Origin of the sequence: Bacillus sp. FSL R9-9530, from assembly GCF_038008145.1 — a bacterium.
Lineage (GTDB): Bacteria > Bacillota > Bacilli > Bacillales > Bacillaceae_G > Bacillus_A > Bacillus_A mycoides.
In genome coordinates this window covers 3,197,313-3,221,745 of record NZ_JBBOYO010000001.1, presented here as the reverse complement: position 1 = coordinate 3,221,745, position 24,433 = coordinate 3,197,313, and the positions used below count along the sequence as shown (strand labels likewise).

Here is a 24,433-nt window from a genome sequence, read left to right as displayed (position 1 = left end):
GGGGATACCTTCTATGTATGCTTTGTTTTTTATACAAGTTCTAACCAATGTACCAATTGTGTAGAGAGGAATGTAACAACAATTGCGATAACAGTAGGGATTGCGAACGATAAGAATGTCCATTTTGCACTTTTTGTTTCTTTATATATGTTAACTAGTGTTGTTCCACACGGGAAATGAAGGAGTGAGAACAACATTGTGTTTAAAGCTGTTAACCAAGTCCAACCATTTTCTAAGAATAGATTTTTAATTTGATTAAAATCATCTATTTCAGTTAAAGCGCCAGTTGATAAATAAGACATTAATAAAATCGGGATAACAATTTCATTCGCTGGTAGTCCAAGAATGAATGCAGCTAGAATAAAGCCGTCAAGTCCTAACATTTTAGCGAATGGATCTAGGAAGTTTACAAAATACATAAGTAAGCTTGTGTCACCGATGAAAATATTAGCAAGTAACCAAGTTAATGCAGCTGCAGGGGCAGCTACAACTATAGCTCGTTTTAAAACATATATTGATTTATCGAGTGTTGCGCGTACAATTGTATTCCAAACTTTTGGCTTACGGTACGGTGGTAACTCAAGTGTGTAGTGAGTCGGAACACCTTTTAAAGCTGTTTTTGATAGTACCCAAGAAACGGTTAATGTCATAATGACACCAATTACAACCATTCCAACTACAACGCCAGCAGTAACAAGTGTTTGCATACTACCTGTATAACCAGCAGCCATAAATAGTGAAGCCATTAAAATCAACATAGGCCAGCGCCCATTACATGGAACGAAGTTGTTTGTTAAGATTGCAAGCATACGTTCACGTGGTGATTCAATAATACGTGTTGACATAATGGCAGCTGCATTACAACCGAATCCCATTGCCATTGTTAAAGATTGCTTGCCATGTGCACCAGATCGTTTGAATAAGCGGTCCATGTTAAATGCGACACGTGGTAAATATCCGTAGTTTTCTAATAGTGCGAACATAGGGAAAAAGATTGCCATAGGTGGTAACATAACGCTTATAACAGCACTGGTACCGCGGAATAAACCAAGTATTAAAATGCCATGTAACCATTCAGGTGCATGCGCTGCTTGGAACCAAGATGTTAAATATCCTTCTACCCAGCCAAAGAACTTAGCGATCATATCAGAAGGTACGTTAGCGCCTGCAATTGTAAGATAAAAAACAATAGATAAAATACCGAGCATAATTGGGAATCCCCAGATTGGAGATGTGAAAATTTTATCTAGTTTTTCAGAACGATACAATTTATCGGTATTTGTATATTGGACAGCTTCTTTACATATACTTGCGGAGGTTCGATAAATATCTCCGACAATATCATCTCGTATATCTTCTTTTGAAAGTGTTTGTGCATGTTGAACAATATAGTCCAGCGGAAGAGCTTTACTGGCTGAGTGAGATTCCATTTATTACGACCTCCCTTACAAGTGGTTCGTTATGATGTTTTTGAAGTGCAGTTAAGAAATTTTTATCTCCATCTAAAATACGTAACGCAATCCAACGTGCTGGATACGTATTGCCGAACACTTTATAAATTTGTGGTTCTAATTCTTGAATCATATTTTCGATTTTTTCATTATAAGTAATTTTAATTGGTGTTGGAATGAGTTTTTTATTTGCTACTTTAGCGATGACATTTAGCAAATGACCAATGCCTACTCGGTTGCGAGCAGAAATCTTCACTACAGGTACACCGAGTGATTTTGCTAATTTCTTTTCGTCAATAATGATTCCTTTTTTCTCCGCTTCATCAATTAAGTTAATACAAATGACCACATCGTTTGTCATTTCCATCACTTGGAGTGCTAAATTTAAATTTCTTTCCATTGCAGTTGCATCTATAACAACTACAGTTACTTCTGGTTTTTCAAATATAATATAATCTCGTGCTACTTCTTCATCTGCCGAATTTGAATACAGTGAGTAAGTTCCAGGTAAATCTATTATTGTATATATATTTCCGCCATGCTTATATTCCCCTTCAGCCTTTAAAACAGTTTTCCCCGTCCAGTTTCCAGTATGTTGTTTTAAGCCTGTTAAAGTATTAAATAATGTACTTTTCCCGGTATTCGGGTTACCAGCTAACGCAATGCGATGGTTACTCATCTGAAATCATCTCCTATTAATACCCCGAAAATAAGGGAGCTTTCTTCACTACGCAGTGCAATAGTTGTGTTGCTTACTTGATAAGCGACTGGGTCTCCAAGTGGGCTGCGTTGTAATACTTTAATTGTCGCTCCAGGAAAAAAGCCTAAATCTAATAAACGTCGTTTCATAGTTCCTTCTAATTGTATCTTCTCAATTTGTACAAATTCCCCTGTTCTGAATTCGGAAAGGGGTTTAGTATTAGCCGATACCATAAAAGTTACCTCATCTCTATATTTTTAGTTTTAGTTTAAAAAGTTTCCTTAGGTAAACTTTTTGATACTAATATAGTAGACTACATTTAATGATGCTGTCAATTAGTACTTTAAAAATATTCAAATATTTTTAGAATTGTTCCAATTTATTTAGTTGTACCGAAAAATATTACTGGAATTCTTCTTAAAGTAAGAGTGTAAAAGCTTAAAAATATAGGGGAATTGTAAATGTAGTTTTAACCTAAAGGGAAAAATACAGAAAATCATTTACATTGAATTTACATTGTTAAGATTAAATTTACAATACTACGTGTTTAGTGTGGGTTTTGTTGGCTTTTTCAACTGTAAATGTTGGAATGTCTAGCTTTTAGGGGATGTTATCTCTATTTACTTAAACTTAAAAATTGCTTAACACTCACATAATATTGTTGTCCTACAATGAATTTGTGTTCGAAAGAAGATGAATTCGAAAAGTGATAATCCAAATGGGGGTACAAGACATGGTTATGAAAAAGGGTATTAAATTTTCTTTAGCGGCTTTAGTTGTTGCAGGTGCATTAGTTGGATGTGGAAAAGCAGAAAGTACGGATAATAAGGAAGCTGCTAAAGGTAGCGATGCAAAACAAGAATTATCAGGTACGATTGCAGCGGCTGGCTCTACAGCTCTTCAACCTCTTGCGGAGGAAGCTGGAAAGAAATTCATGGAGAAAAATTCAAAAGTTTCTATTCAAGTTCAAGGTGGCGGTAGTGGAACTGGAATTAACCAAGTAGCATCTGGTGCGGTACAAATTGGTAACTCAGATGTTCCAGCTGGAGATAAAATAAAAGATGCTGAAAAAGCAAAAGAATTAGTAGATAACAAAGTTGCGGGTATCGCATTCGCACTTGTCGTAAATAAAGATGTAAAAGTTGATAACTTAACAGTAAAACAAGTGCAAGATATCTTCACTGGAAAAGTAACGAACTGGAAAGAAGTAGGCGGAAAAGATGAAAAAATCAATGTAATTAACCGACCGGCTTCATCTGGTACACGTGCTACTTTTGAAAAGACAGTGATGAAAGACGCGAAGATTAATGATGGAACTGGTACAACACAAGATTCTAATGGTGCTGTAGAGCAAGCGATTAACTCTACTCCAGGTTCAGTTAGTTACTTAGCAATGTCTTACATGGTTGGTGAGAAAAAAGGTGCGTTACAAACGGTTAAAATTGATGGATCTGAACCGAAAGTTGAAAACATCTCTGCTGGTAAATATCCATTCTGGTCTTACGAGTACATGGTAACTAAAGGTGAGGCAAAAGAAGCGACAAAAGCTTACATTGATTATGTAAAAGGTAAAGATTTCGAAAAACAAGTAGAAGATATGGGTTACATCCCAATGTCTAAATTAGATAAGTAATAAAATTTTATGGGGCTGGCTGCAAGGCCAGTCCTGTTCAATGCAATCTATGAAGTGGGGTCTGTCCTGTGATGAAGGGGAAAAAACAAATTAATTACGTAAAGAGTGAATATATAGGTAGATCACTTGTTACGTTTTGCGGTATCTTTATTGTTTTTATTACATTAGCTATTATTGCGTTTATTTGCGGCAAAGGCATTCAATCTTTCACGCAAAGTGGTATCTCATTTTCTGAGGTGTTAACTTCGATGAAATGGAATCCAAATGCTGATCAAGGTACGTATGGTGCTGTCATCTTTATTGTCGGTTCGACGCTTGTGTCGTTAGGTGCTGTTGTCATTAGTGCACCAATTGCTATAGCTCTTGCTATATTCATGAATTTAATTTCGCCGAAGTTTGGGAATAAAGTATTAAAGCCTGTTTTAGAATTATTAGTTGGTATTCCATCAGTTGTATACGGATTATTAGGGGTTACGATCTTGGTTCCTCTATTACGGGATTCGTTCGGTGGAGTGGGATTTAGTTTAATTGCGGGTATTATTGTCCTGAGTATTATGATTTTACCTACTATTGCTAGTATTGCCTCTGATGCAATACGCTCTGTTCCGTTTGATTACTTGGAAGCTTCTTACGGTCTAGGATCGACGAAATGGCAAGCGATTAGCCGAGTTATTGTTCCTGCTGCAAAACAAGGAATTTTAACAGGTATAGTTTTAGGGTTAGCGCGTGCTTTTGGTGAAGCGTTAGCGGTTCAAATGGTAATCGGGAACACGATTAAATTACCGGAAGGAATATATAGTCCAACAGCAACGTTAACAGGTATTCTGACAATGGATATGACGAATACATTGAACGGAACAGCTTGGAACAATGCGCTATGGACGTTAGCAATGATTTTACTTGTTATTTCATTCCTGTTTATTTTAGTAATTCGAGCGATTGGTCAAAGAGGTGAGCGATAATAATGAATGCAAGAACGGTAAATAAAGTTTGGACAGGTATCTTTTATGGGGTTGCAGCTTTAGTTGTAGCTTTGCTAGCTTTTTTAATGTATGAAATTCTGCAAAAGGGATGGGGATTTTGGGATCCTAGTTTCTTATTCGGAGAACCAAGCAATACAAGAGCTGGTGGGGGAATTGGTCCACAGTTATTCAACTCTTTCTACATGCTTGTTATAACACTTATTATATCTATTCCTCTTGGACTAGGGGCTGGAATATATTTAGCGGAGTATGCAAAACAAGGTCGTTTTTTAAGTTTTGTTCGTTTATGTATTGAAACAATGGCGTCTTTACCTTCTATTGTTGTTGGACTATTTGGCTTATTAGTATTTGTTACCATGACAGGCTGGGGATATACAGTAATGGGTGGAGCTCTTGCTTTAACTATTTTGAATTTGCCTGGTTTAACACGTGTTTGTGAAAATGCGATTTCTGAAGTTCCTCATAATGTAAAAGAGGCGAGTCTTGGACTAGGTGCAACGAAATGGCAAACAATTGCCCGCATCATTATCCCGTCTTCGTTACCACAAATCATTACAGGTATTATTTTAGCGGCAGGCCGTATATTCGGTGAAGCTGCGGCGTTAATTTATACAGCGGGTTTAACATCACCTATTTTAAATTCAGCAGCGGACTTCTCGAGCCCCTCGCATCCTTTAAATCCATTTAGACCAGCTGAAACGTTAGCTGTTCACATTTGGAAATTAAACTCTGAAGGGATTATCCCGGATGCGAAGTTAATTGCAACAAAATCTGCAGCTGTATTAATTATTATGGTATTACTCTTTAATATCATTTCTCGTTTCGTAGCATCTGTATTACACAAGCGTTTTACAGGAGCGAAAAAAAGTCGTAAAACGACGAAGAAGGTAAAGGCGGCATAAGTTGAAGATGAAAACTCTCTGTTTATAAAACAGGGAGTTTTTTTACGGTCATTTTGTTGCTGGAAGGAAAAGAAGGAGAGTTGTTGAATAGGTAATTTGATATGTGGATATTCGGATGAAAATAGGGAGGGGTTTGAAGGTGTTTTTTCTGCAAATGTCGGGATTTCCTGGATCAGGGAAGTCAACTCTTTCTAAGTATATCGCTAAGTTAACAGGTGCTGTTATTGTAGATCATGACGTCGTGAAATCAGCTTTATTAAAATCATTAAAGGCAAAAGGTGTTGAACCAACAGTGGTTGGGGGGGGATCTCCTATGATATTGAGTGGGAACTGATCGATTTTTTGTTGGAGCAAGAGCACAGTGTGATATTAGATAGTCCATGTCTCTATGAAGGGATGGTTAAAAAAGGAATAGATTTATGTCAGAAACATGGTGCTACATATAAATATATTGAATGTTATCTTAATAATATAGAAGAAATTAATCGTAGGTTACAAACGCGTGAACGTAAGATAAGTCAAATTACAAAAGTAGAATCAGAGGTAGCATTTAAAAAATGTCTGGCTGGCAGTAAAAGGCCTTTACATGGTGAATATCTTATTGTGGATTCTGGAGAGCCGCTAGAGAAGTATGGTAAAAAAGTGATGGATTATATTATGGATAGATAGAGGGATAAAAAAGGCGTTATCTTCATAATTGAAGATAACGCCTTTTGGTTTAAATATCAGGTGTTTCTGTAGAAGTGCTTATTTTTCTGCGGGAGCGTCTTTTTCTCCCGATTTTATCTAATAGTTCATACATAACGGGAACGACTACTAATGTAAGAACGGTTGAGACTGCCAAACCACCGATTACAACGACGGCCAGACTTTTCGATACCATACTTCCTGCTTGAGATTGCCCGAAGAGGAGTGGTAGCATAGCGACGATTGTTGTTATAGCTGTCATAATAATTGGGCGTAATCTAGTAGATCCTGCTTCTAGTAAGGCTTCTCTAGTTTCCATACCGTTTTCCCGATTTTGTTGCACTCTTTCTATTAATACAATAGCATTTGTAACGACAATCCCGATTAACATTAATGCGCCGATTAATGAATTTACGTCAACAGGTGTTCTGGAAATGATTAATCCTAAAATACCGCCGACAGCAGCTAATGGTAAAGAGAATAAAATTGCGAAAGGAGCGCGTGCTTGCCCGAATGTGATAACCATAATTAAATATACAATCCCGATTGCGATCCCCATAATTTTGAATAAATCTGTGAAGTTCTCTTGCATAGATTCAGTAGCACCTGCGATATTTACTTTTGCTCCGGTAGGTAAATCTAAGTCGGCTATAGCTTTGTTTACTTCTGCGCTTACTTTACTTAAATCTTCACTTGAAGCTTCTGCAGTAATTTGAATCGTTTCTTTCCCGTCTTTATGGAAGATTTCCGTTTGAAGTTGTTTTTCTGAAATAGTTGCAATGTCTTTTAAAGGAATTGGTCCGTTAATAGGTGATAGTATGTTTGTGTTTAAAATATCTTCTTGTTTGTTAACGGATGCCTTTTTATGTTCTATCATAATAGTTGTTTTTTCATTATTGATTGAGATTTCCCCAATAGGAGATTTCTTCATAAGGAATGATACTTGTTGTGCTGCTAATTCTGGTGTTAAACCTAGTTGCTCAGCCTTTGTTTGATCGATATGAATTTGCCATTCTTTTTTAGATTCTTCTATATTTGTTTTTACTTTAGAGAGATCGTCCATACCTTTTAGTTTTGTTTCGACGATGTTAGCGGCCTTTTTTAAATTTGTTTCGTTAGTAGCGGTTACGTTAAATTGTAAGTTGTTTCCGCCTCCGGAATCAGAGTAACTCGTCTTTATATAATCAAGTTCAGCTGGTTCGAAAGCTGTATGATCCTTTTTTAATTCTTTAATATATTGGTCGATGTCAGATCCTTTTTTAAAGACTACAAATATAGTTGCAAGATTGTTTTGAGTTGTCTGTCCCCATTGTGCATCTTCTGCGCTAGATCCCATTCGCAAAATAACATCTGTTACATCAGAGTTAGAGAGGAGTTTCTTTTCGAAATCAAAGGCTTTTTGTTTTTTAGCTTCAGAATCATAATCACCTGGAAATGTCATGTTAACGGAAAGCATTGTATCGTCCTCAGACTTTATGTTAGCTTTCGGAAGTAGTATGTAGGCTGCAATTGATCCTGCAAATAATAAAAAAGAAGTGAGTAGAATGATAAACTTATGAGAAAGAGCCCACTTTAATGTAGCGACATATCGCGGTGAAGAATGTGAATTGCGACGTTTTGTTTTTTTGAGCAGTAAAAAAGCCATAAGTGGAACGACTGTTAATGCCACAATTAAGGAAGACAGTATAGAATACACAACTGCTAACACCATAGGTAACATTAGTTTTCCGATTACTCCCGATACGAGACCGATAGGTAAAAAAACGGCGACTGTCGTTAAAGTAGAAGAGGTAATTGCGACGGCGACCTCTTTTGTTGCATCGAGAATAATATCTTTAGAGAAAGATTCTTTTTGTAAACGACGGAAAATATTCTCGATGACAACGATACTGTCATCGACGAGACGTCCAACTGCAACGGCTAAGCCACCAAGAGTTAGAATGTTAAGTGTGATGTTAGATTGATGGAGTAAAAATAGTGTTAATAAAATAGATAATGGAATACTAATGACAGCGATGAGTGTTGTTCGGAAGCTGCGTAAAAAGATTAAGATAATGAGAGTTGCAGCAATTGCCCCAAGGATTACTTCTTTTCCCATACTAGTAACAGCATTTTCAACTTGCTCATGAGTTGAAGCTAAAAGTTTAATAGAGAATTGATCTTTATATTGCTTGCTTATATCTTTAATCTTTTTATCAATCTCTTTTCCGATTGCAACCGCATTTTTACTCGGCTCTTTCATGATGATTAATCCTGTTCCTTCTTCCCCGTTTATGTGCGAGATTGTATCGTAATGTTGTTTTAATTCAATTTGAGCAACATCTTGTAATTTTACTTGAGGTGTAACGGTGATATTTTTTATGTCATTTACATTTTTTATATCCCCGATGACACGAAGATTGTATTCTGCCTTATTAACGGTAATTGCTCCGGCTGGAGTGGAAGTTTCTTTTCCTTGTAAAACTGTTAATACTTGCTGTGATGTTACATTTTTATCTTTTAGTTGGTTAGGATCAAGTACGATGGATAATTCGGAAGTTGATTTTCCGAAAAACATAACATTGGCAACACCATCAATGCTTTCGAGTTGTGGTACGATTTCTTTCTCAATTTGTTTTTCGTCAGCTTTTGAAAATCCGTTTTGCTTCTGGATGGTAATTTGAGCGAGTGGAATCATAGAAGTGTTTAATTGACTAACAACAGGTTTAGTTACATCTTTAGGTAACTTAATCGTATTAATTGTTTTTTCGACTTCGCGTGCCGCGTCTTTCATATTTGCCTTGGATGTATATGCAATGTCGATGCGTGATAATCCTTCATGTGTGGAAGAAGTGATGCCATCGATATGTTCTAAATTACGAAATTGTTTTTCAAGGGGATCAGTTACGTCCTTGGTCATCGTTTCAGCATCGAGCCCTTGAGATAATGTCGTAACAGTTATTGCAGGGTTATCGATGCTTGGTAAAAATTCCATAGGTAATTTAGAGCCGGAATAAACACCGAGTATGGAAATGAGAAAAACCATGATAATAATAGCGGCTCGGTTTTTTAATGAAAATTTTGTTAACCTATCCATAAAATAATTCCTCCATTAGTTTATTTATAGTTTTGTGGGCACTTTCTTACTATATAACAAAAATTGGATATCTTTCATTAATTAAATGTAAAAAAATTCTAACAATAATCTTAATTTAATATTTCGAGGGGAAGTTTGTTATTTGTGGAAGCAAAATTCCTGATTGGAGAGAAAAATCAGGAATTAAAGTTTTGTTCTAGTATAGTGGCCTCGTTTTTTGTTACTCTACATTTAAATGATTATTTGTCCTTCTTAAGCAGAACTATAGTAATTATAAAATTAAAAAAGGAGAAGACTATAGGTTAGGGAGTTATTGTGAAATACTGCCTGGTTGATGATAGTGTATAGTAACTTGTATACAATCAAAATGAATGTTTTTAGTAGAAAGGATAAGGGTTCTTTCTATAGAAGAAAGTAGGATAGATAACTTTTTGTATTTTTTTATAAAAAATACTTGTTATTTAAAAACCATGATGGTATATTAATAAACGTCGCTGATGCGGAAACGCAGAAAACGACAAAAAAAATTCAAAAACATAGTTGACATCGAAAAATGAAGATGTTAATATGATGAAGTCGCTTTTGAAGCGGCAGACAAGTTCTTTGAAAACTGAACGAAACAAACAACGTGAACGTCAATTTTTATTTTTAGATGCTAGACAAACTAACTTTATTGGAGAGTTTGATCCTGGCTCAGGATGAACGCTGGCGGCGTGCCTAATACATGCAAGTCGAGCGAATGGATTAAGAGCTTGCTCTTATGAAGTTAGCGGCGGACGGGTGAGTAACACGTGGGTAACCTACCCATAAGACTGGGATAACTCCGGGAAACCGGGGCTAATACCGGATAATATTTTGAACTGCATAGTTCGAAATTGAAAGGCGGCTTCGGCTGTCACTTATGGATGGACCCGCGTCGCATTAGCTAGTTGGTGAGGTAACGGCTCACCAAGGCGACGATGCGTAGCCGACCTGAGAGGGTGATCGGCCACACTGGGACTGAGACACGGCCCAGACTCCTACGGGAGGCAGCAGTAGGGAATCTTCCGCAATGGACGAAAGTCTGACGGAGCAACGCCGCGTGAGTGATGAAGGCTTTCGGGTCGTAAAACTCTGTTGTTAGGGAAGAACAAGTGCTAGTTGAATAAGCTGGCACCTTGACGGTACCTAACCAGAAAGCCACGGCTAACTACGTGCCAGCAGCCGCGGTAATACGTAGGTGGCAAGCGTTATCCGGAATTATTGGGCGTAAAGCGCGCGCAGGTGGTTTCTTAAGTCTGATGTGAAAGCCCACGGCTCAACCGTGGAGGGTCATTGGAAACTGGGAGACTTGAGTGCAGAAGAGGAAAGTGGAATTCCATGTGTAGCGGTGAAATGCGTAGAGATATGGAGGAACACCAGTGGCGAAGGCGACTTTCTGGTCTGTAACTGACACTGAGGCGCGAAAGCGTGGGGAGCAAACAGGATTAGATACCCTGGTAGTCCACGCCGTAAACGATGAGTGCTAAGTGTTAGAGGGTTTCCGCCCTTTAGTGCTGAAGTTAACGCATTAAGCACTCCGCCTGGGGAGTACGGCCGCAAGGCTGAAACTCAAAGGAATTGACGGGGGCCCGCACAAGCGGTGGAGCATGTGGTTTAATTCGAAGCAACGCGAAGAACCTTACCAGGTCTTGACATCCTCTGAAAACTCTAGAGATAGAGCTTCTCCTTCGGGAGCAGAGTGACAGGTGGTGCATGGTTGTCGTCAGCTCGTGTCGTGAGATGTTGGGTTAAGTCCCGCAACGAGCGCAACCCTTGATCTTAGTTGCCATCATTAAGTTGGGCACTCTAAGGTGACTGCCGGTGACAAACCGGAGGAAGGTGGGGATGACGTCAAATCATCATGCCCCTTATGACCTGGGCTACACACGTGCTACAATGGACGGTACAAAGAGCTGCAAGACCGCGAGGTGGAGCTAATCTCATAAAACCGTTCTCAGTTCGGATTGTAGGCTGCAACTCGCCTACATGAAGCTGGAATCGCTAGTAATCGCGGATCAGCATGCCGCGGTGAATACGTTCCCGGGCCTTGTACACACCGCCCGTCACACCACGAGAGTTTGTAACACCCGAAGTCGGTGGGGTAACCTTTATGGAGCCAGCCGCCTAAGGTGGGACAGATGATTGGGGTGAAGTCGTAACAAGGTAGCCGTATCGGAAGGTGCGGCTGGATCACCTCCTTTCTATGGAGAATTGATGAACGCAGTTCATCAATAAACGTTGACTTGTTTTGTTTCGTTCAGTTTTGAGAGAACTATCTCTCAAGTTTAAATGTATGTTCTTTGAAAACTAGATAACAGTGTAGCTCATATTTTTTTAATTTTAGTTTGGTTAAGTTAGAAAGGGCGCACGGTGGATGCCTTGACACTAGGAGTCGATGAAGGACGGGACTAACGCCGATATGCTTCGGGGAGCTGTAAGTAAGCTTTGATCCGAAGATTTCCGAATGGGGAAACCCACTATACGTAATGGTATGGTATCCTTACCTGAATACATAGGGTATGGAAGACAGACCCAGGGAACTGAAACATCTAAGTACCTGGAGGAAGAGAAAGCAAATGCGATTTCCTGAGTAGCGGCGAGCGAAACGGAATCTAGCCCAAACCAAGAGGCTTGCCTCTTGGGGTTGTAGGACATTCTATACGGAGTTACAAAGGAACGAGGTAGACGAAGCGACCTGGAAAGGTCCGTCACAGAGGGTAATAACCCCGTAGTCGAAACTTCGTTCTCTCTTGAATGTATCCTGAGTACGGCGGAACACGTGAAATTCCGTCGGAATCTGGGAGGACCATCTCCCAAGGCTAAATACTCCCTAGTGATCGATAGTGAACCAGTACCGTGAGGGAAAGGTGAAAAGCACCCCGGAAGGGGAGTGAAAGAGATCCTGAAACCGTGTGCCTACAAATAGTCAGAGCCCGTTAATGGGTGATGGCGTGCCTTTTGTAGAATGAACCGGCGAGTTACGATCCCGTGCGAGGTTAAGCTGAAGAGGCGGAGCCGCAGCGAAAGCGAGTCTGAATAGGGCGTTTAGTACGTGGTCGTAGACCCGAAACCAGGTGATCTACCCATGTCCAGGGTGAAGTTCAGGTAACACTGAATGGAGGCCCGAACCCACGCACGTTGAAAAGTGCGGGGATGAGGTGTGGGTAGCGGAGAAATTCCAATCGAACCTGGAGATAGCTGGTTCTCCCCGAAATAGCTTTAGGGCTAGCCTTAAGTGTAAGAGTCTTGGAGGTAGAGCACTGATTGAACTAGGGGTCCTCATCGGATTACCGAATTCAGTCAAACTCCGAATGCCAATGACTTATCCTTAGGAGTCAGACTGCGAGTGATAAGATCCGTAGTCAAGAGGGAAACAGCCCAGATCGCCAGCTAAGGTCCCAAAGTGTGTATTAAGTGGAAAAGGATGTGGAGTTGCTTAGACAACTAGGATGTTGGCTCAGAAGCAGCCACCATTTAAAGAGTGCGTAATAGCTCACTAGTCGAGTGACTCTGCGCCGAAAATGTACCGGGGCTAAATACACCACCGAAGCTGCGAATTGATACCAATGGTATCAGTGGTAGGGGAGCGTTCTAAGTGCAGTGAAGTCAGACCGGAAGGACTGGTGGAGCGCTTAGAAGTGAGAATGCCGGTATGAGTAGCGAAAGACGGGTGAGAATCCCGTCCACCGAATGCCTAAGGTTTCCTGAGGAAGGCTCGTCCGCTCAGGGTTAGTCAGGACCTAAGCCGAGGCCGACAGGCGTAGGCGATGGACAACAGGTTGATATTCCTGTACCACCTCTTTATCGTTTGAGCAATGGAGGGACGCAGAAGGATAGAAGAAGCGTGCGATTGGTTGTGCACGTCCAAGCAGTTAGGCTGATAAGTAGGCAAATCCGCTTATCGTGAAGGCTGAGCTGTGATGGGGAAGCTCCTTATGGAGCGAAGTCTTTGATTCCCCGCTGCCAAGAAAAGCTTCTAGCGAGATAAAAGGTGCCTGTACCGCAAACCGACACAGGTAGGCGAGGAGAGAATCCTAAGGTGTGCGAGAGAACTCTGGTTAAGGAACTCGGCAAAATGACCCCGTAACTTCGGGAGAAGGGGTGCTTTCTTAACGGAAAGCCGCAGTGAATAGGCCCAAGCGACTGTTTAGCAAAAACACAGGTCTCTGCGAAGCCGTAAGGCGAAGTATAGGGGCTGACACCTGCCCGGTGCTGGAAGGTTAAGGAGAGGGGTTAGCGTAAGCGAAGCTCTGAACTGAAGCCCCAGTAAACGGCGGCCGTAACTATAACGGTCCTAAGGTAGCGAAATTCCTTGTCGGGTAAGTTCCGACCCGCACGAAAGGTGTAACGATTTGGGCACTGTCTCAACCAGAGACTCGGTGAAATTATAGTACCTGTGAAGATGCAGGTTACCCGCGACAGGACGGAAAGACCCCGTGGAGCTTTACTGTAGCCTGATATTGAATTTTGGTACAGTTTGTACAGGATAGGCGGGAGCCATTGAAACCGGAGCGCTAGCTTCGGTGGAGGCGCTGGTGGGATACCGCCCTGACTGTATTGAAATTCTAACCTACGGGTCTCATCGACCCGGGAGACAGTGTCAGGTGGGCAGTTTGACTGGGGCGGTCGCCTCCTAAAGTGTAACGGAGGCGCCCAAAGGTTCCCTCAGAATGGTTGGAAATCATTCGTAGAGTGCAAAGGCATAAGGGAGCTTGACTGCGAGACCTACAAGTCGAGCAGGGACGAAAGTCGGGCTTAGTGATCCGGTGGTTCCGCATGGAAGGGCCATCGCTCAACGGATAAAAGCTACCCCGGGGATAACAGGCTTATCTCCCCCAAGAGTCCACATCGACGGGGAGGTTTGGCACCTCGATGTCGGCTCATCGCATCCTGGGGCTGTAGTCGGTCCCAAGGGTTGGGCTGTTCGCCCATTAAAGCGGTACGCGAGCTGGGTTCAGAACGTCGTGAGACAGTTCGGTCCCTATCCGTCGTGGGCGCAGGAAATTTGAGAGGAGCTGTCCTTAGTACGAGAGGACCGGGATGGACGCACCGCTGGTGTACCAGTTGTTCTGCCAAGGGCATAGCTGGGTAGCTATGTGCGGAAGGGATAAGTGCTGAAAGCATCTAAGCATGAAGCCCCCCTCAAGATGAGATTTCCCATAGCGTAAGCTAGTAAGATCCCTGAAAGATGATCAGGTTGATAGGTTCGAGGTGGAAGCATGGTGACATGTGGAGCTGACGAATACTAATAGATCGAGGACTTAACCATATAATATGAAGCAACGTTATCTAGTTTTGAGAGAATATAAAAAACTTATTGACTTTCTAAGTGAATCAAGTATAATAATGTTTGTCTCAATCGAATATAGTCTGGTAATGATGGCAGAGAGGTCACACCCGTTCCCATACCGAACACGGAAGTTAAGCTCTCTAGCGCCAATGGTAGTTGGGACCTTGTCCCTGCGAGAGTAGGACGTTGCCAGGCAAAATGGAGGATTAGCTCAGCTGGGAGAGCACCTGCCTTACAAGCAGGGGGTCGGCGGTTCGATCCCGTCATCCTCCACCATATATGTCGGAGGGGTAGCGAAGTGGCTAAACGCGGCGGACTGTAAATCCGCTCCTTCGGGTTCGGCAGTTCGAATCTGCCCCCCTCCACCATTTCTTAATTATTGGGCTATAGCCAAGCGGTAAGGCAACGGACTTTGACTCCGTCATGCGCTGGTTCGAATCCAGCTAGCCCAGCCATTAAGAGCCATTAGCTCAGTTGGTAGAGCATCTGACTTTTAATCAGAGGGTCGAAGGTTCGAATCCTTCATGGCTCACCATTTTCTTTAAAAATATGCGGGTGTGGCGGAATTGGCAGACGCACTAGACTTAGGATCTAGCGCCTTTGGCGTGGGGGTTCGACTCCCTTCACCCGCACTTTTAATAAAATAACTCAAACATGTCTTGCGGAAGTAGTTCAGTGGTAGAATACAACCTTGCCAAGGTTGGGGTCGCGGGTTCGAATCCCGTCTTCCGCTCCAATTTTCAGTATGACATGCCGGGGTGGCGGAACAGGCAGACGCACAGGACTTAAAATCCTGCGGTGGGTGACCACCGTGCGGGTTCGACCCCCGCCCTCGGCACCATATGCGCCCGTAGCTCAATTGGATAGAGCGTTTGACTACGGATCAAGAGGTTAGGGGTTCGACTCCTCTCGGGCGCGCTTTTATTAACGGGAAGTGGCTCAGCTTGGTAGAGCACCTGGTTTGGGACCAGGGGGTCGCAGGTTCAAATCCTGTCTTCCCGATTTTCCCAAAAACATGGGGCCTTAGCTCAGCTGGGAGAGCGCCTGCCTTGCACGCAGGAGGTCAGCGGTTCGATCCCGCTAGGCTCCACTTTATTTTTTATATGTCGGAGGTATACCCAAGTTCGGCTGAAGGGATCGGTCTTGAAAACCGACAGGCGGCGAGAGTCGCGCGGGGGTTCGAATCCCTCTACCTCCTCCATTTTTTTTAAAAGTGGTTTAGTTACATATAAAAATGAATAAGATATTAATTTTTCCTTCATGGAGGTATACCCAAGTTCGGCTGAAGGGATCGGTCTTGAAAACCGACAGGCGGCGAGAGTCGCGCGGGGGTTCGAATCCCTCTACCTCCTCCATTTATTTTTAAAACATAATATCGTCGCGGGGTGGAGCAGTACGGTAGCTCGTCGGGCTCATAATCCGAAGGTCGCAGGTTCAAATCCTGTCCCCGCAACCAATGGTCCCGTGGTGTAGTGGTTAACATGCCTGCCTGTCACGCAGGAGATCGCCGGTTCGACCCCGGTCGGGACCGCCATTTTATGTTGGCTCGGTAGCTCAGTCGGTAGAGCAGAGGACTGAAAATCCTCGTGTCGGCGGTTCGATTCCGTCCCGAGCCACCATTTTTTTGTTTTTTTTTATGCCGGCTTAGCTCAATTGGTAGAGCAACTGACTTGTAATCAGTAGGTTGGGGGTTCAAGTCCTCTAGCCGGCACCATTTAGGGGCATAGTTTAAAGGTAGAACTGAGGTCTCCAAAACCTCCAGTGTGGGTTCAATTCCTACTGCCCCTGTAAAGTATATGGGCCTATAGCTCAGCTGGTTAGAGCGCACGCCTGATAAGCGTGAGGTCGATGGTTCGAGTCCATTTAGGCCCACCATATATATTCCGCAGTAGCTCAGTGGTAGAGCTATCGGCTGTTAACCGATCGGTCGTAGGTTCGAGTCCTACCTGCGGAGCCATGGCCCGTTGGTCAAGTGGTTAAGACACCGCCCTTTCACGGCGGTAACACGGGTTCGAATCCCGTACGGGTCATAAAAAAAGAGTCAGCATATTGCTGACTCTTTTTTATTATGTATAAGCCTCTTTTTATCACCTTATTTTCCTGAAATAAATAAAGGGATTTAGGAAAAGCTATGGTATGTATTAAAAGGAGGAGATGAAAAATGACGCAAGTTAGAGAACTTATGAGTACTCATATCGTACATTGTACACCATTAGACAATGTATATGAGGCAGCTGTAAAAATGAAGGAAGAATCGGTTGGATTGATTCCTGTTATTGAAAATAAACAAGTTGTTGGGCTTGTTACTGATCGAGACTTAGTTGTTCGTGGGATTGCTGAAAAACATCCTGGATCTAATCAAATTACAAATGTAATGACAACAAACATTGTTTCAGTTTCTCCAGATGATTCTATTGAAAAAGCTACAGAATTAATGGCACAATATCAAATTAGACGGTTACCGGTTGTTGAGGGCGGTCAACTTGTTGGGATGCTAGCACTAGGTGATTTAGCTATAAGAAAATCAGCAGATGATCAAGCAGGGTTTGCTTTAAGTGAAATCTCAGAGCATACGGAATAAACTATTTATAAAGATCAGATACATTATTCTAGTATATACGGATTAAACTAATATGTTAGCGTGATGTATCTGAGACATTATATAATAAGTATAGCGTCAATATTTTTGAAAGTTTTTTTAAATTTGTCATTCCTGATTTTTAATAAGAGAAAAAATGATATACTGAGAGATATAAGTATTATGATAGATTTTGAATATAACAATATTCATTGTTAATGATGTAATAATGAATTAATATTTCCTACATAGATAAAGTGAAACTTTAATTATTGGGGGGTGTCCATCCCAAAATAATTATTAGTTGAACCAATCGGGCTTTTATGGGCAGTTTTATCTCCTACCTAACTTCCTCGCATTCGCAGAATTTTGAGGTGGGAGTCTTACTGCCCGCAAATAGCGGGATAAAAAGGGAAGGGGAATTATATGAGGGCTGTACAGGGCGATCCAAATTGGAATTTGGTTACAGATACATATATAGAACCAAATGATTTCGCTGAGTTATTTTCTTTGCTTGTACCTTGTCATCCAAAAGGTGAAGGGAAAGAGCGAACTATATTAGTATGGAAAGAAAAAGAATTTTATAAAGAAGAAAATTTAGCGCCATTTATCGTATATGGCATGAATAAAGTAAAGAATTTACCGCAGTTTCATAAAGATGAAATTCCAACTCTAGTACGTATTCTTCGTTTATGTCAAGAGATTGGTTGGTATGAAGAGGCAAATGCTTTTATGATAACCCAAGGGCTAGATGAATTTGTCCGAACTTCATTGGAGTATGAAACATGGGATCTTTTGACGAAGGCAGTTGCTTTAAACTATTTAATTATTAAATATCGTATTGGTGAATTAACAGCTGAGGATGTAGAAATTTGGGATCGAGTTAAATTTAATGAGAAATGTATAACAGATTGCAAACATCTATTATCTCATAAAGAAGTATTGGAATTTACATTCTTTTATATGTGTAAGCGAGCTAAGCTACTGTCAAAAGAGCAATTAAATATTGATATGATGAGTCTGGCAATGTATTGTAATACTTTTGTGTATGATTTATATACACATGACTTATTACGAAAGTATCGTAAGTGTACAGACTTCCTATCATATTATGGACCTAGTCAAGCGGTTTTAGCTTGTCAAAGAGCTGTACTTTCACAAATTTCCGATCGATTAGACCCTTTAAAGACAACTCATGTAGATGATTATTTATATGTGATGAAAGAAATGATGGAGCATATGACGATAGGGGTAATGGATCGGTATGGTCATTTTATTGGAAAGCTACTATCATATGTACCATTTTTCGAAATGATCCAAGTTCCACAGCATGCATATTACTGTGAAGAATTACTGTATATTTGTAAGGGAATTGAATACAAAGAAGAAATACTACGCAATTATATATTTATACAATTACATGATTGTTTACCATCATTCTTTAAACTATTTCTTAAAAATAAGCGTTATGCAACGATTCATGATATTCTTTTCTATTGGTGCGACGATGAACAAAGAATGAGCTTAGAGAAAAAATATAATCTTAGTTTCATTTATGAAAAATATGCTTGTGGATAAACCATATTTTACATATTAAAAATTAATATAAATTAAAAAGGATCTCAAGTTTATGTGAGATCCTTTTTTTGTTAGTAAAGCAAGGAGAAAGTAACTAAGATAAGAAATAACATTCCATAAAGGAGAAATTGTGCAGTATAACTTCCTTGTATACCAAAAAAAGTATTCATTTTTTCATATAAATTCAATATATATTTCATTGGATTATCTTTGAAAGATTGGTACACAGTGTCTCCTCTTTCTAAGCTTCTTGTTCATGTTTTTGGTTATTAGGAACATGAACGTATCTAGCTATGAATAATAAAACACCTATAAAGAATACAGGAAGTACGGTAGATAAATAAAAACCATTACTAATTATATTTGTTATAAGAGCACTTAAAAGAAAAATTACATTATAAATATGGGCAATTTTTTGTTTTAGCCGCATTTGTAATGCTTCCATAATGATTTCTAAAGCAACAAAAGCAATAATAATAGATAAAAATACAGTGTTCGTATTATAAATGATTAAACAACAGATTAAACCTAAAAAGGCCAGGTATTCAATAAAGAGAGGTATATTGCGTGGCATATAATTTACCTAACTAAATATGGCAGTGGGTTTACTGCATTTGTTTTTTCAAAATTCCATTCCCCATTATGTAATTCAAAATGGAGATGTTGCCCGTATGAATGACCTGTGTTTCCCATATGACCTACTAATTGTCCAGTTTGTACTTGATCACCAGCTTGTACAGTGCGATCCTTCATATGAGCATAAACTGTTGTATATAATTTCCCATTTATTTGATGGGCGATGAACACGACATTGCCGTAGCTAGCCGAATAATAAGATTTCACAACCTTACCTGCAGCAGCAGCTTGAATAGAGACATTTCCTTGTGCTGCTATATCTATACCATAATGCATTTGCTCCCAGCGCATATCAAAAGTGGAGCTGATTTTCCCTTGAGTAGGGAATTTGAAAACTGCTGGAATTGATGCAGGTTGAGCTGTTTTAGCTTGTGCTTGATTTTGATTTTGCACTACATAGTGTTTTGCTACATATCCGTATCCTGTGCCAAAACGAATTTTATACCAAGTACCTACCGTTTCTACTACTTGTACTTGTGTACCATTTTGTAATGAGCCAAGTAGAGTGCCACTTGTGCTAGCATTGCTACGTACATTTAATTTTGGTGTTGCAACAGTATAAGAAGGAGAACCTTGTACTGTTACACCTTTTACTAGAGGTGTGGATCCATTAGATACAAATGTTTTTTGTACGTAACCAATTTGACCGTTATGTAATATTTTGTACCAATCTCCTTGTTCACCTTGAATGGTAATGAATTGACCATTTGGTAATATATCTAGAATAGAAGACTCTGTATTAGGTTCAGAACGAACGTTTAATGCGTTTGCATTTACGATATATTGAGACTTTGGTTGAACATTTTTTTTGAATAGAATTGCATCTTTTTTCATATAGCCTGTTTTGTTGTTAACAGATACTTTATACCAATCTTGAACTGTTTCAAGAATAGTAACCGGGCTATTAAATCGAATGGTATCAACTATTGCACTGTCTGTATGGCTATTTTGATGTAGTGCAACGTTGTCAATTTTTACATATCCAGTTTTTACTGTAGATGGTTGCTTAGCAGCCGCTGTTTGTATATCGGATTCTCCCATAGAAGGAAGTAAAGAAGCAATTGCGATAGTAGTTGCTGTTAAAGCTGTGGCTTTCATATTCATGTAATAAAGACCTCCTCTAGTTGTATAGTTGTAATTTTATTATAGTATAAAGATATAATATATTGGTCGTATTCACATAAATGTAATATGAAATCAATAAAAATAATGTCAGAAGAGAGATTCGTATATAAATATTGTATATATCATTTGTGAGGTCGCATTTATATTTGTTTAACACGTTAAGATTTAATTCGCAATTAAGAAAATTAAAACAGTTGATGATGTCTTATGGCGATGTTATACTGACAGTGATAATTTTATAGTTTGCTAGGAGGGCTGGTGTTGCCAGCTGAGAGTAGGGCCATAAGCCTTTGATCCTTTTTATTACCTGATCTAGATTATGCTAGCGTAGGGAAGCAATTCGGACATTAACAATGAGTCCCCGTTTCTTTGCGTATAGAAACGGGGCTTTTTTATTTGAAAATTTCATATTAACACCACTAGGGGTGCTTTTCGTGCTGAGAGAGGAATAATCCTTAACCCTTACAACACCTGATCTAGATAATACTAGCGAAGGGAAGTGGAACAACGAATAAATTATAATTTTATTTGCTGTAACCACTTCTTATATACAGAAGTGGTTTTTTTATTGAGATAAATAGATATATAGGAAGGGGAATTATTAATGAAATTTTGTGAAAGATTATTTGATACGGTGCAGCCTGTTTGGGAGAAAAGTCATAATCATCCGTTTGTAGTAGGTATGGGGGATGGTACGTTGGAAAAAGACAAATTCCAGTACTATATTATTCAAGATTATTTATATTTGTTAGATTATGCAAAGCTATATGCAATTGGGGTTGTAAAGGCAACGAATCCACAAGTTATGGCAAAATTTGCAGAGCAAATTGATGGGATTTTAAATGGAGAAATGACGATCCATAAACAGTATGCAAACAAACTTGGCATTACTGTAGAGGAGATAGAATCTGCGAAACCATCTGCTAAAAATTTAGCCTATACAAATTACATGATGTCTGTATCTCAAAATGGCACACTTGCAGAATTAATATCAGCTTTACTTCCATGTATGTGGAGCTATTGGGAGATCGGAAAGCGTTTAAATGATATTCCTGGAGCAAGAGATCATGAGTTCTTTGGAGAGTGGATTCAAGGATATAGTTCTGAAGAATACGGTAACCTTTGTATTTGGTTAATAGATTTATTAAATGAAATGGCAGTTGGAAAGTCAGAGAAAGAGCTAGACCGATTAGAGGAGATTTTCTTATATTCCAGCCGATTTGAATATTTATTCTGGGATATGGCTTATCGTAAGGAGATGTGGGGTTTTGAGGAGCAAGAACATACTACAGTTTCATAATGTTTCCTTTCATTATGATGAAAAACCAATCATCAATGAATTAAATGCTTCTATACAAGATAAAGAGTTTGTAAGTATTATCGGACCGAGTGGATGCGGGAAAAGTACTTTATTTCGCCTTATTATAGGCTTAGAAGAGGCAAGTACTGGACAGATAGAGCTGACAGAAACAAAGAAGAGTCATTCTGTAGGGTATATGCCCCAAAAAGATATGCTCTTGCCGTGGAGGACGATTATTGAGAATGCGGCCCTGCCGCTAGAGTGCCAAGGTGTGCAGAAGAAAGAAGCGCAAGTAAAAGCGAAAGAACTGTTACATAAATTTGGTTTACAAGGGTACGAGAAAAAATATCCGAAAGATTTATCTGGTGGTATGAGGCAACGCGTATCTTTTATCCGAACTTTATTAACAGGAGGGGAGATATTATTGTTAGATGAACCGTTTAGCGCATTGGACGCTTTAACGAAGGCATCTTTGCAAGAATGGTTGTTTGAACAATGGAAAGAGTGGGAAAAAACAATTTTATTTATCACTCATGATGTTGAAGAAGCATTGTTTCTTTCTAATCGAATTTTGGTTGTAGAAAATCAACCGATAGCAACTTTAACTGAGCGAATTGTGCCGCTTGATCGTAACCGAACAAGAAAAGATTTATATAAGCCTGAAGTGTTAGCGCTTAAAGAAGAGCTCCTTAGTATGTTACAAAGGCAGGTACTCGTATGATGAATCGCTTGAAGGAGTTATTACCTGCCCTTATATTAAGTGGAATTTTACTTGCTCTGTGGGAAGTAGGAGCAAGAATTGTAGATGAGATGTACATTTTGCCATCACCTTCTGCAATTGTAATGAAGATATGGGCGCTGAAAGATATATTATTTACGGTTCATTTACCTGCAACGTTATACGTCGTTTTAATAGGCGTTGTTATTTCTATCGTACTGGGCGTAGGGCTAGCAATGTTAATGAATGCGAGTACGTGGATGGAAAGAGCATTTTATCCGTTATTAGTTGCTTCACAAACAATCCCGATCACTGCGCTTGCACCGCTCTTCGTTTTATGGTTTGGATATACCATCTGGAGTAAGGTTGTTGTTACCGTTTTAATTACTTTTTTCCCAATTGCGGTCAATACGTATGATGGACTGCGCAGTACGAAAAAAGAATGGGAGGAGCTATTAGTTACATATGGTGCAACGAAAAAAGATGTTTTTCTAAAGCTAAAGTTGCCATCTGCTCTTCCTTATTTTTTTTCAGCGTTAAAAATTGCGATACCACTTAGCGTTATTGGGGCAGCGATTGGTGAATGGCTCGGTGCACAAGCTGGGCTTGGATATTTCAGTAAAAGAATGATGACGCAGTTAGACGGAGCTGGTGTATTTGCACCAATTGTATTGTTATCATTATTAGCTATTTTCTTCGTCATACTTGTTTCGATATTAGAAAAGAAATTTATTAGTTGGAGGAAACATTCATGAAATTATTAAAACGCATCTTTGTGTTTACATTATTAGTTGCAATGATTGCAGGATGTTCGAGTAACTCGGCATCAGATAAGAATAAATCAGAAAAAGAAATAACAGTAATGCTTGATTGGTACCCGAATGCGGTACATAGCTTTATTTATACGGCAATTGAAAAAGGATACTTTAAAGAAGAAGGAGTCAAGGTGAATATTAAATTCCCTTCTAATCCGACTGATCCATTAACGCTAGCGGCAGCAGGGAAAGTGACAGTTGGTTTGTATTATCAACCAGATGTTGTCATGGCAAAAGCAAATGAACAAATTCCAGTGAAATCAATTGGAGCTGTCGTACGTTCACCATTAAATCATGTTGTATCACTGAAGTCAGCAGGCATTCAATCGCCAAAAGATTTAGAGGGGAAAACAGTTGGATATTCTGGAACACCTTTAAGTGAGATGTATTTAAAAACGATGGTAAAAGAAGCTGGTGGTAATCCAGATACAGTGAAAGTAGTCGATGTTGGCTTTGATTTAGTACCAGCATTAATTACGAAAAAAGTGGATGCGGTAACAGGGGCATACATTAACCATGAAGTACCTGTTATACGTCATGAAGGTCATGAACCAGCATACTTTAATCCAGCAGATTATGGTGTACCGAACTATCATGAGCTTGTGTTTGTAACGGGTGATAAAACGTTGAAAAAAGATAAAGAAGCATTGCAAGCCTTTTTACGTGGGGCACAAAAAGGGTATGACTTTATGAAGAAAAAACCCGATGAAGCATTAAATATTTTATTAGATCATCAAGAAAAAGAAAACTTCCCGCTTGTACCAGAAGTTGAAAAAGAAAGTATGAAAATTTTATTAGAGAAGATGGAAACGAAAGATGAGCCATTCTTATCGGATTCAAAAGAGTCATGGGAGAAACAAAACAAATGGTTGAAAGACAAAGGAATGACGAAAGAAATCGTTCCAGCCGATGAATTATTTGAAAACATTTTAAAGTAGGC

Annotated in this window: 15 protein-coding genes, 20 tRNA genes, 3 rRNA genes, 1 pseudogene and 2 riboswitches; of the genes and pseudogenes, 33 read left to right on the top strand and 6 right to left on the bottom strand. The window is 39.7% G+C overall.

Features of this window, described 5'->3' with window-relative positions; all coding sequences use genetic code 11:
- Positions 1 to 29: 29 nt before the first annotated feature.
- From MKX66_RS16270 to MKX66_RS16260, 3 genes are read right to left on the bottom strand one after another with little or no spacing between them, the layout of a single operon-like run.
- Positions 30 to 1,430, bottom strand: a complete 1,401-nt coding sequence (locus tag MKX66_RS16270) for a nucleoside recognition domain-containing protein (protein WP_215590733.1) — start codon at positions 1,428 to 1,430, stop codon at positions 30 to 32.
- Positions 1,408 to 2,130 carry a FeoB small GTPase domain-containing protein gene (locus tag MKX66_RS16265; RefSeq protein ID WP_002090874.1) on the bottom strand — a complete coding sequence of 241 codons (723 nt, stop codon included), beginning with the start codon at positions 2,128 to 2,130 and terminating at the stop codon, positions 1,408 to 1,410. Before MKX66_RS16265 ends, MKX66_RS16270 begins: the two co-directional genes overlap by 23 nt.
- Positions 2,127 to 2,384 carry a FeoA family protein gene (locus MKX66_RS16260; protein ID WP_002090873.1) on the bottom strand — a complete coding sequence of 86 codons (258 nt, stop codon included), beginning with the start codon at positions 2,382 to 2,384 and terminating at the stop codon, positions 2,127 to 2,129. Before MKX66_RS16260 ends, MKX66_RS16265 begins: the two co-directional genes overlap by 4 nt.
- A gap of 500 nt (positions 2,385 to 2,884) precedes the next feature.
- Between MKX66_RS16260 and MKX66_RS16255 the strand changes: the two genes are divergently transcribed.
- The 4 genes and pseudogenes from MKX66_RS16255 to MKX66_RS16240 all read left to right on the top strand — a co-directional run bounded on the left by MKX66_RS16255 (position 2,885) and on the right by MKX66_RS16240 (position 6,338).
- Positions 2,885 to 3,784, top strand: coding sequence for a phosphate ABC transporter substrate-binding protein PstS family protein (locus tag MKX66_RS16255; RefSeq protein WP_002167124.1), 900 nt, complete (start codon positions 2,885 to 2,887; stop codon positions 3,782 to 3,784).
- 71 nt (positions 3,785 to 3,855) lie between these two features.
- Complete coding sequence (gene pstC, locus MKX66_RS16250) at positions 3,856 to 4,746, top strand: phosphate ABC transporter permease subunit PstC (RefSeq protein WP_016101789.1); 891 nt, start codon at positions 3,856 to 3,858, stop codon at positions 4,744 to 4,746.
- A 2-nt stretch (positions 4,747 to 4,748) separates the two neighbouring features.
- A complete protein-coding gene (gene pstA, locus MKX66_RS16245) occupies positions 4,749 to 5,669 on the top strand; it encodes a phosphate ABC transporter permease PstA (RefSeq protein ID WP_002010630.1) in 921 nt (306 codons plus the stop codon).
- A gap of 139 nt (positions 5,670 to 5,808) precedes the next feature.
- Positions 5,809 to 6,338, top strand: a pseudogene (locus MKX66_RS16240) (AAA family ATPase).
- Between the two features lie 49 nt (positions 6,339 to 6,387).
- Here MKX66_RS16240 and MKX66_RS16235 read toward each other — a convergent pair.
- Positions 6,388 to 9,432, bottom strand: coding sequence for an efflux RND transporter permease subunit (locus MKX66_RS16235; protein ID WP_341086710.1), 3,045 nt, complete (start codon positions 9,430 to 9,432; stop codon positions 6,388 to 6,390).
- A 670-nt stretch (positions 9,433 to 10,102) separates the two neighbouring features.
- Here MKX66_RS16235 and MKX66_RS16230 point away from each other — a divergent pair.
- The 25 genes from MKX66_RS16230 to MKX66_RS16110 all read left to right on the top strand — a co-directional run bounded on the left by MKX66_RS16230 (position 10,103) and on the right by MKX66_RS16110 (position 18,899).
- Positions 10,103 to 11,654: ribosomal RNA gene (locus MKX66_RS16230) — 16S ribosomal RNA — on the top strand.
- A 146-nt stretch (positions 11,655 to 11,800) separates the two neighbouring features.
- Positions 11,801 to 14,722 (top strand): 23S ribosomal RNA (locus tag MKX66_RS16225).
- Between the two features lie 100 nt (positions 14,723 to 14,822).
- Positions 14,823 to 14,938: ribosomal RNA gene (gene rrf, locus MKX66_RS16220) — 5S ribosomal RNA — on the top strand.
- The 16S, 23S and 5S rRNA genes sit together here with 20 tRNA genes alongside, the layout of an rRNA operon.
- A gap of 5 nt (positions 14,939 to 14,943) precedes the next feature.
- Positions 14,944 to 15,019: transfer RNA gene (locus MKX66_RS16215), tRNA-Val, on the top strand.
- An 8-nt stretch (positions 15,020 to 15,027) separates the two neighbouring features.
- Positions 15,028 to 15,111, top strand: a tRNA-Tyr gene (locus tag MKX66_RS16210).
- 12 nt (positions 15,112 to 15,123) lie between these two features.
- Positions 15,124 to 15,198: transfer RNA gene (locus MKX66_RS16205), tRNA-Gln, on the top strand.
- A gap of 4 nt (positions 15,199 to 15,202) precedes the next feature.
- Positions 15,203 to 15,278 (top strand) — tRNA-Lys (locus tag MKX66_RS16200).
- A gap of 16 nt (positions 15,279 to 15,294) precedes the next feature.
- Positions 15,295 to 15,375: transfer RNA gene (locus tag MKX66_RS16195), tRNA-Leu, on the top strand.
- A gap of 29 nt (positions 15,376 to 15,404) precedes the next feature.
- Positions 15,405 to 15,479, top strand: a tRNA-Gly gene (locus tag MKX66_RS16190).
- Between the two features lie 16 nt (positions 15,480 to 15,495).
- Positions 15,496 to 15,584, top strand: a tRNA-Leu gene (locus tag MKX66_RS16185).
- A gap of 3 nt (positions 15,585 to 15,587) precedes the next feature.
- Positions 15,588 to 15,661: transfer RNA gene (locus tag MKX66_RS16180), tRNA-Arg, on the top strand.
- 10 nt (positions 15,662 to 15,671) lie between these two features.
- Positions 15,672 to 15,745: transfer RNA gene (locus tag MKX66_RS16175), tRNA-Pro, on the top strand.
- Between the two features lie 15 nt (positions 15,746 to 15,760).
- Positions 15,761 to 15,833, top strand: a tRNA-Ala gene (locus tag MKX66_RS16170).
- Positions 15,834 to 15,851: 18 nt separating this feature from the next.
- Positions 15,852 to 15,944: transfer RNA gene (locus tag MKX66_RS16165), tRNA-Ser, on the top strand.
- A gap of 61 nt (positions 15,945 to 16,005) precedes the next feature.
- Positions 16,006 to 16,098, top strand: a tRNA-Ser gene (locus tag MKX66_RS16160).
- A 24-nt stretch (positions 16,099 to 16,122) separates the two neighbouring features.
- Positions 16,123 to 16,199, top strand: a tRNA-Met gene (locus MKX66_RS16155).
- Positions 16,200 to 16,201: 2 nt separating this feature from the next.
- Positions 16,202 to 16,277: transfer RNA gene (locus MKX66_RS16150), tRNA-Asp, on the top strand.
- A 9-nt stretch (positions 16,278 to 16,286) separates the two neighbouring features.
- Positions 16,287 to 16,362, top strand: a tRNA-Phe gene (locus tag MKX66_RS16145).
- Positions 16,363 to 16,381: 19 nt separating this feature from the next.
- Positions 16,382 to 16,457, top strand: a tRNA-Thr gene (locus tag MKX66_RS16140).
- A gap of 3 nt (positions 16,458 to 16,460) precedes the next feature.
- Positions 16,461 to 16,531: transfer RNA gene (locus tag MKX66_RS16135), tRNA-Trp, on the top strand.
- Positions 16,532 to 16,541: 10 nt separating this feature from the next.
- Positions 16,542 to 16,618, top strand: a tRNA-Ile gene (locus tag MKX66_RS16130).
- Between the two features lie 7 nt (positions 16,619 to 16,625).
- Positions 16,626 to 16,700: transfer RNA gene (locus tag MKX66_RS16125), tRNA-Asn, on the top strand.
- Between the two features lies 1 nt (position 16,701).
- Positions 16,702 to 16,773: transfer RNA gene (locus MKX66_RS16120), tRNA-Glu, on the top strand.
- A gap of 131 nt (positions 16,774 to 16,904) precedes the next feature.
- Complete coding sequence (locus MKX66_RS16115; protein ID WP_215590739.1) at positions 16,905 to 17,324, top strand: CBS domain-containing protein; 420 nt, start codon at positions 16,905 to 16,907, stop codon at positions 17,322 to 17,324.
- A 423-nt stretch (positions 17,325 to 17,747) separates the two neighbouring features.
- Positions 17,748 to 18,899 (top strand): DUF3965 domain-containing protein, encoded by a 1,152-nt coding sequence (locus MKX66_RS16110; RefSeq protein ID WP_215590741.1) that lies wholly within the window; start codon positions 17,748 to 17,750, stop codon positions 18,897 to 18,899.
- 241 nt (positions 18,900 to 19,140) lie between these two features.
- Here MKX66_RS16110 and MKX66_RS16105 read toward each other — a convergent pair whose 3' ends face one another.
- Positions 19,141 to 19,473 (bottom strand): hypothetical protein, encoded by a 333-nt coding sequence (locus MKX66_RS16105; RefSeq protein ID WP_002010638.1) that lies wholly within the window; start codon positions 19,471 to 19,473, stop codon positions 19,141 to 19,143.
- Positions 19,474 to 19,478: 5 nt separating this feature from the next.
- Positions 19,479 to 20,639, bottom strand: a complete 1,161-nt coding sequence (locus MKX66_RS16100; RefSeq protein WP_002029853.1) for an SH3 domain-containing protein — start codon at positions 20,637 to 20,639, stop codon at positions 19,479 to 19,481.
- Positions 20,640 to 20,898: 259 nt separating this feature from the next.
- A riboswitch (TPP riboswitch) is annotated at positions 20,899 to 21,011 on the top strand.
- A gap of 60 nt (positions 21,012 to 21,071) precedes the next feature.
- Positions 21,072 to 21,175: riboswitch (TPP riboswitch) on the top strand.
- Positions 21,176 to 21,264: 89 nt separating this feature from the next.
- Between MKX66_RS16100 and tenA the strand changes: the two genes are divergently transcribed.
- The 4 genes from tenA to MKX66_RS16080 are packed head-to-tail and all read left to right on the top strand — an operon-like array spanning position 21,265 to position 24,431.
- Positions 21,265 to 21,960 (top strand): thiaminase II, encoded by a 696-nt coding sequence (tenA, locus tag MKX66_RS16095; protein ID WP_002140424.1) that lies wholly within the window; start codon positions 21,265 to 21,267, stop codon positions 21,958 to 21,960.
- Complete coding sequence (locus MKX66_RS16090; RefSeq protein WP_215590745.1) at positions 21,929 to 22,681, top strand: ABC transporter ATP-binding protein; 753 nt, start codon at positions 21,929 to 21,931, stop codon at positions 22,679 to 22,681. Before tenA ends, MKX66_RS16090 begins: the two co-directional genes overlap by 32 nt.
- A complete protein-coding gene (locus MKX66_RS16085) occupies positions 22,681 to 23,433 on the top strand; it encodes an ABC transporter permease (protein WP_002029858.1) in 753 nt (250 codons plus the stop codon). Before MKX66_RS16090 ends, MKX66_RS16085 begins: the two co-directional genes overlap by 1 nt.
- The gene (locus MKX66_RS16080; RefSeq protein ID WP_341086704.1) at positions 23,430 to 24,431 is read left to right on the top strand and encodes an ABC transporter substrate-binding protein; all 1,002 of its coding nucleotides are present in this window, start codon (positions 23,430 to 23,432) and stop codon (positions 24,429 to 24,431) included. The genes MKX66_RS16085 and MKX66_RS16080 overlap by 4 nt, the downstream gene beginning before the upstream one ends.
- The last annotated feature ends 2 nt before the right edge of the window (positions 24,432 to 24,433 follow it).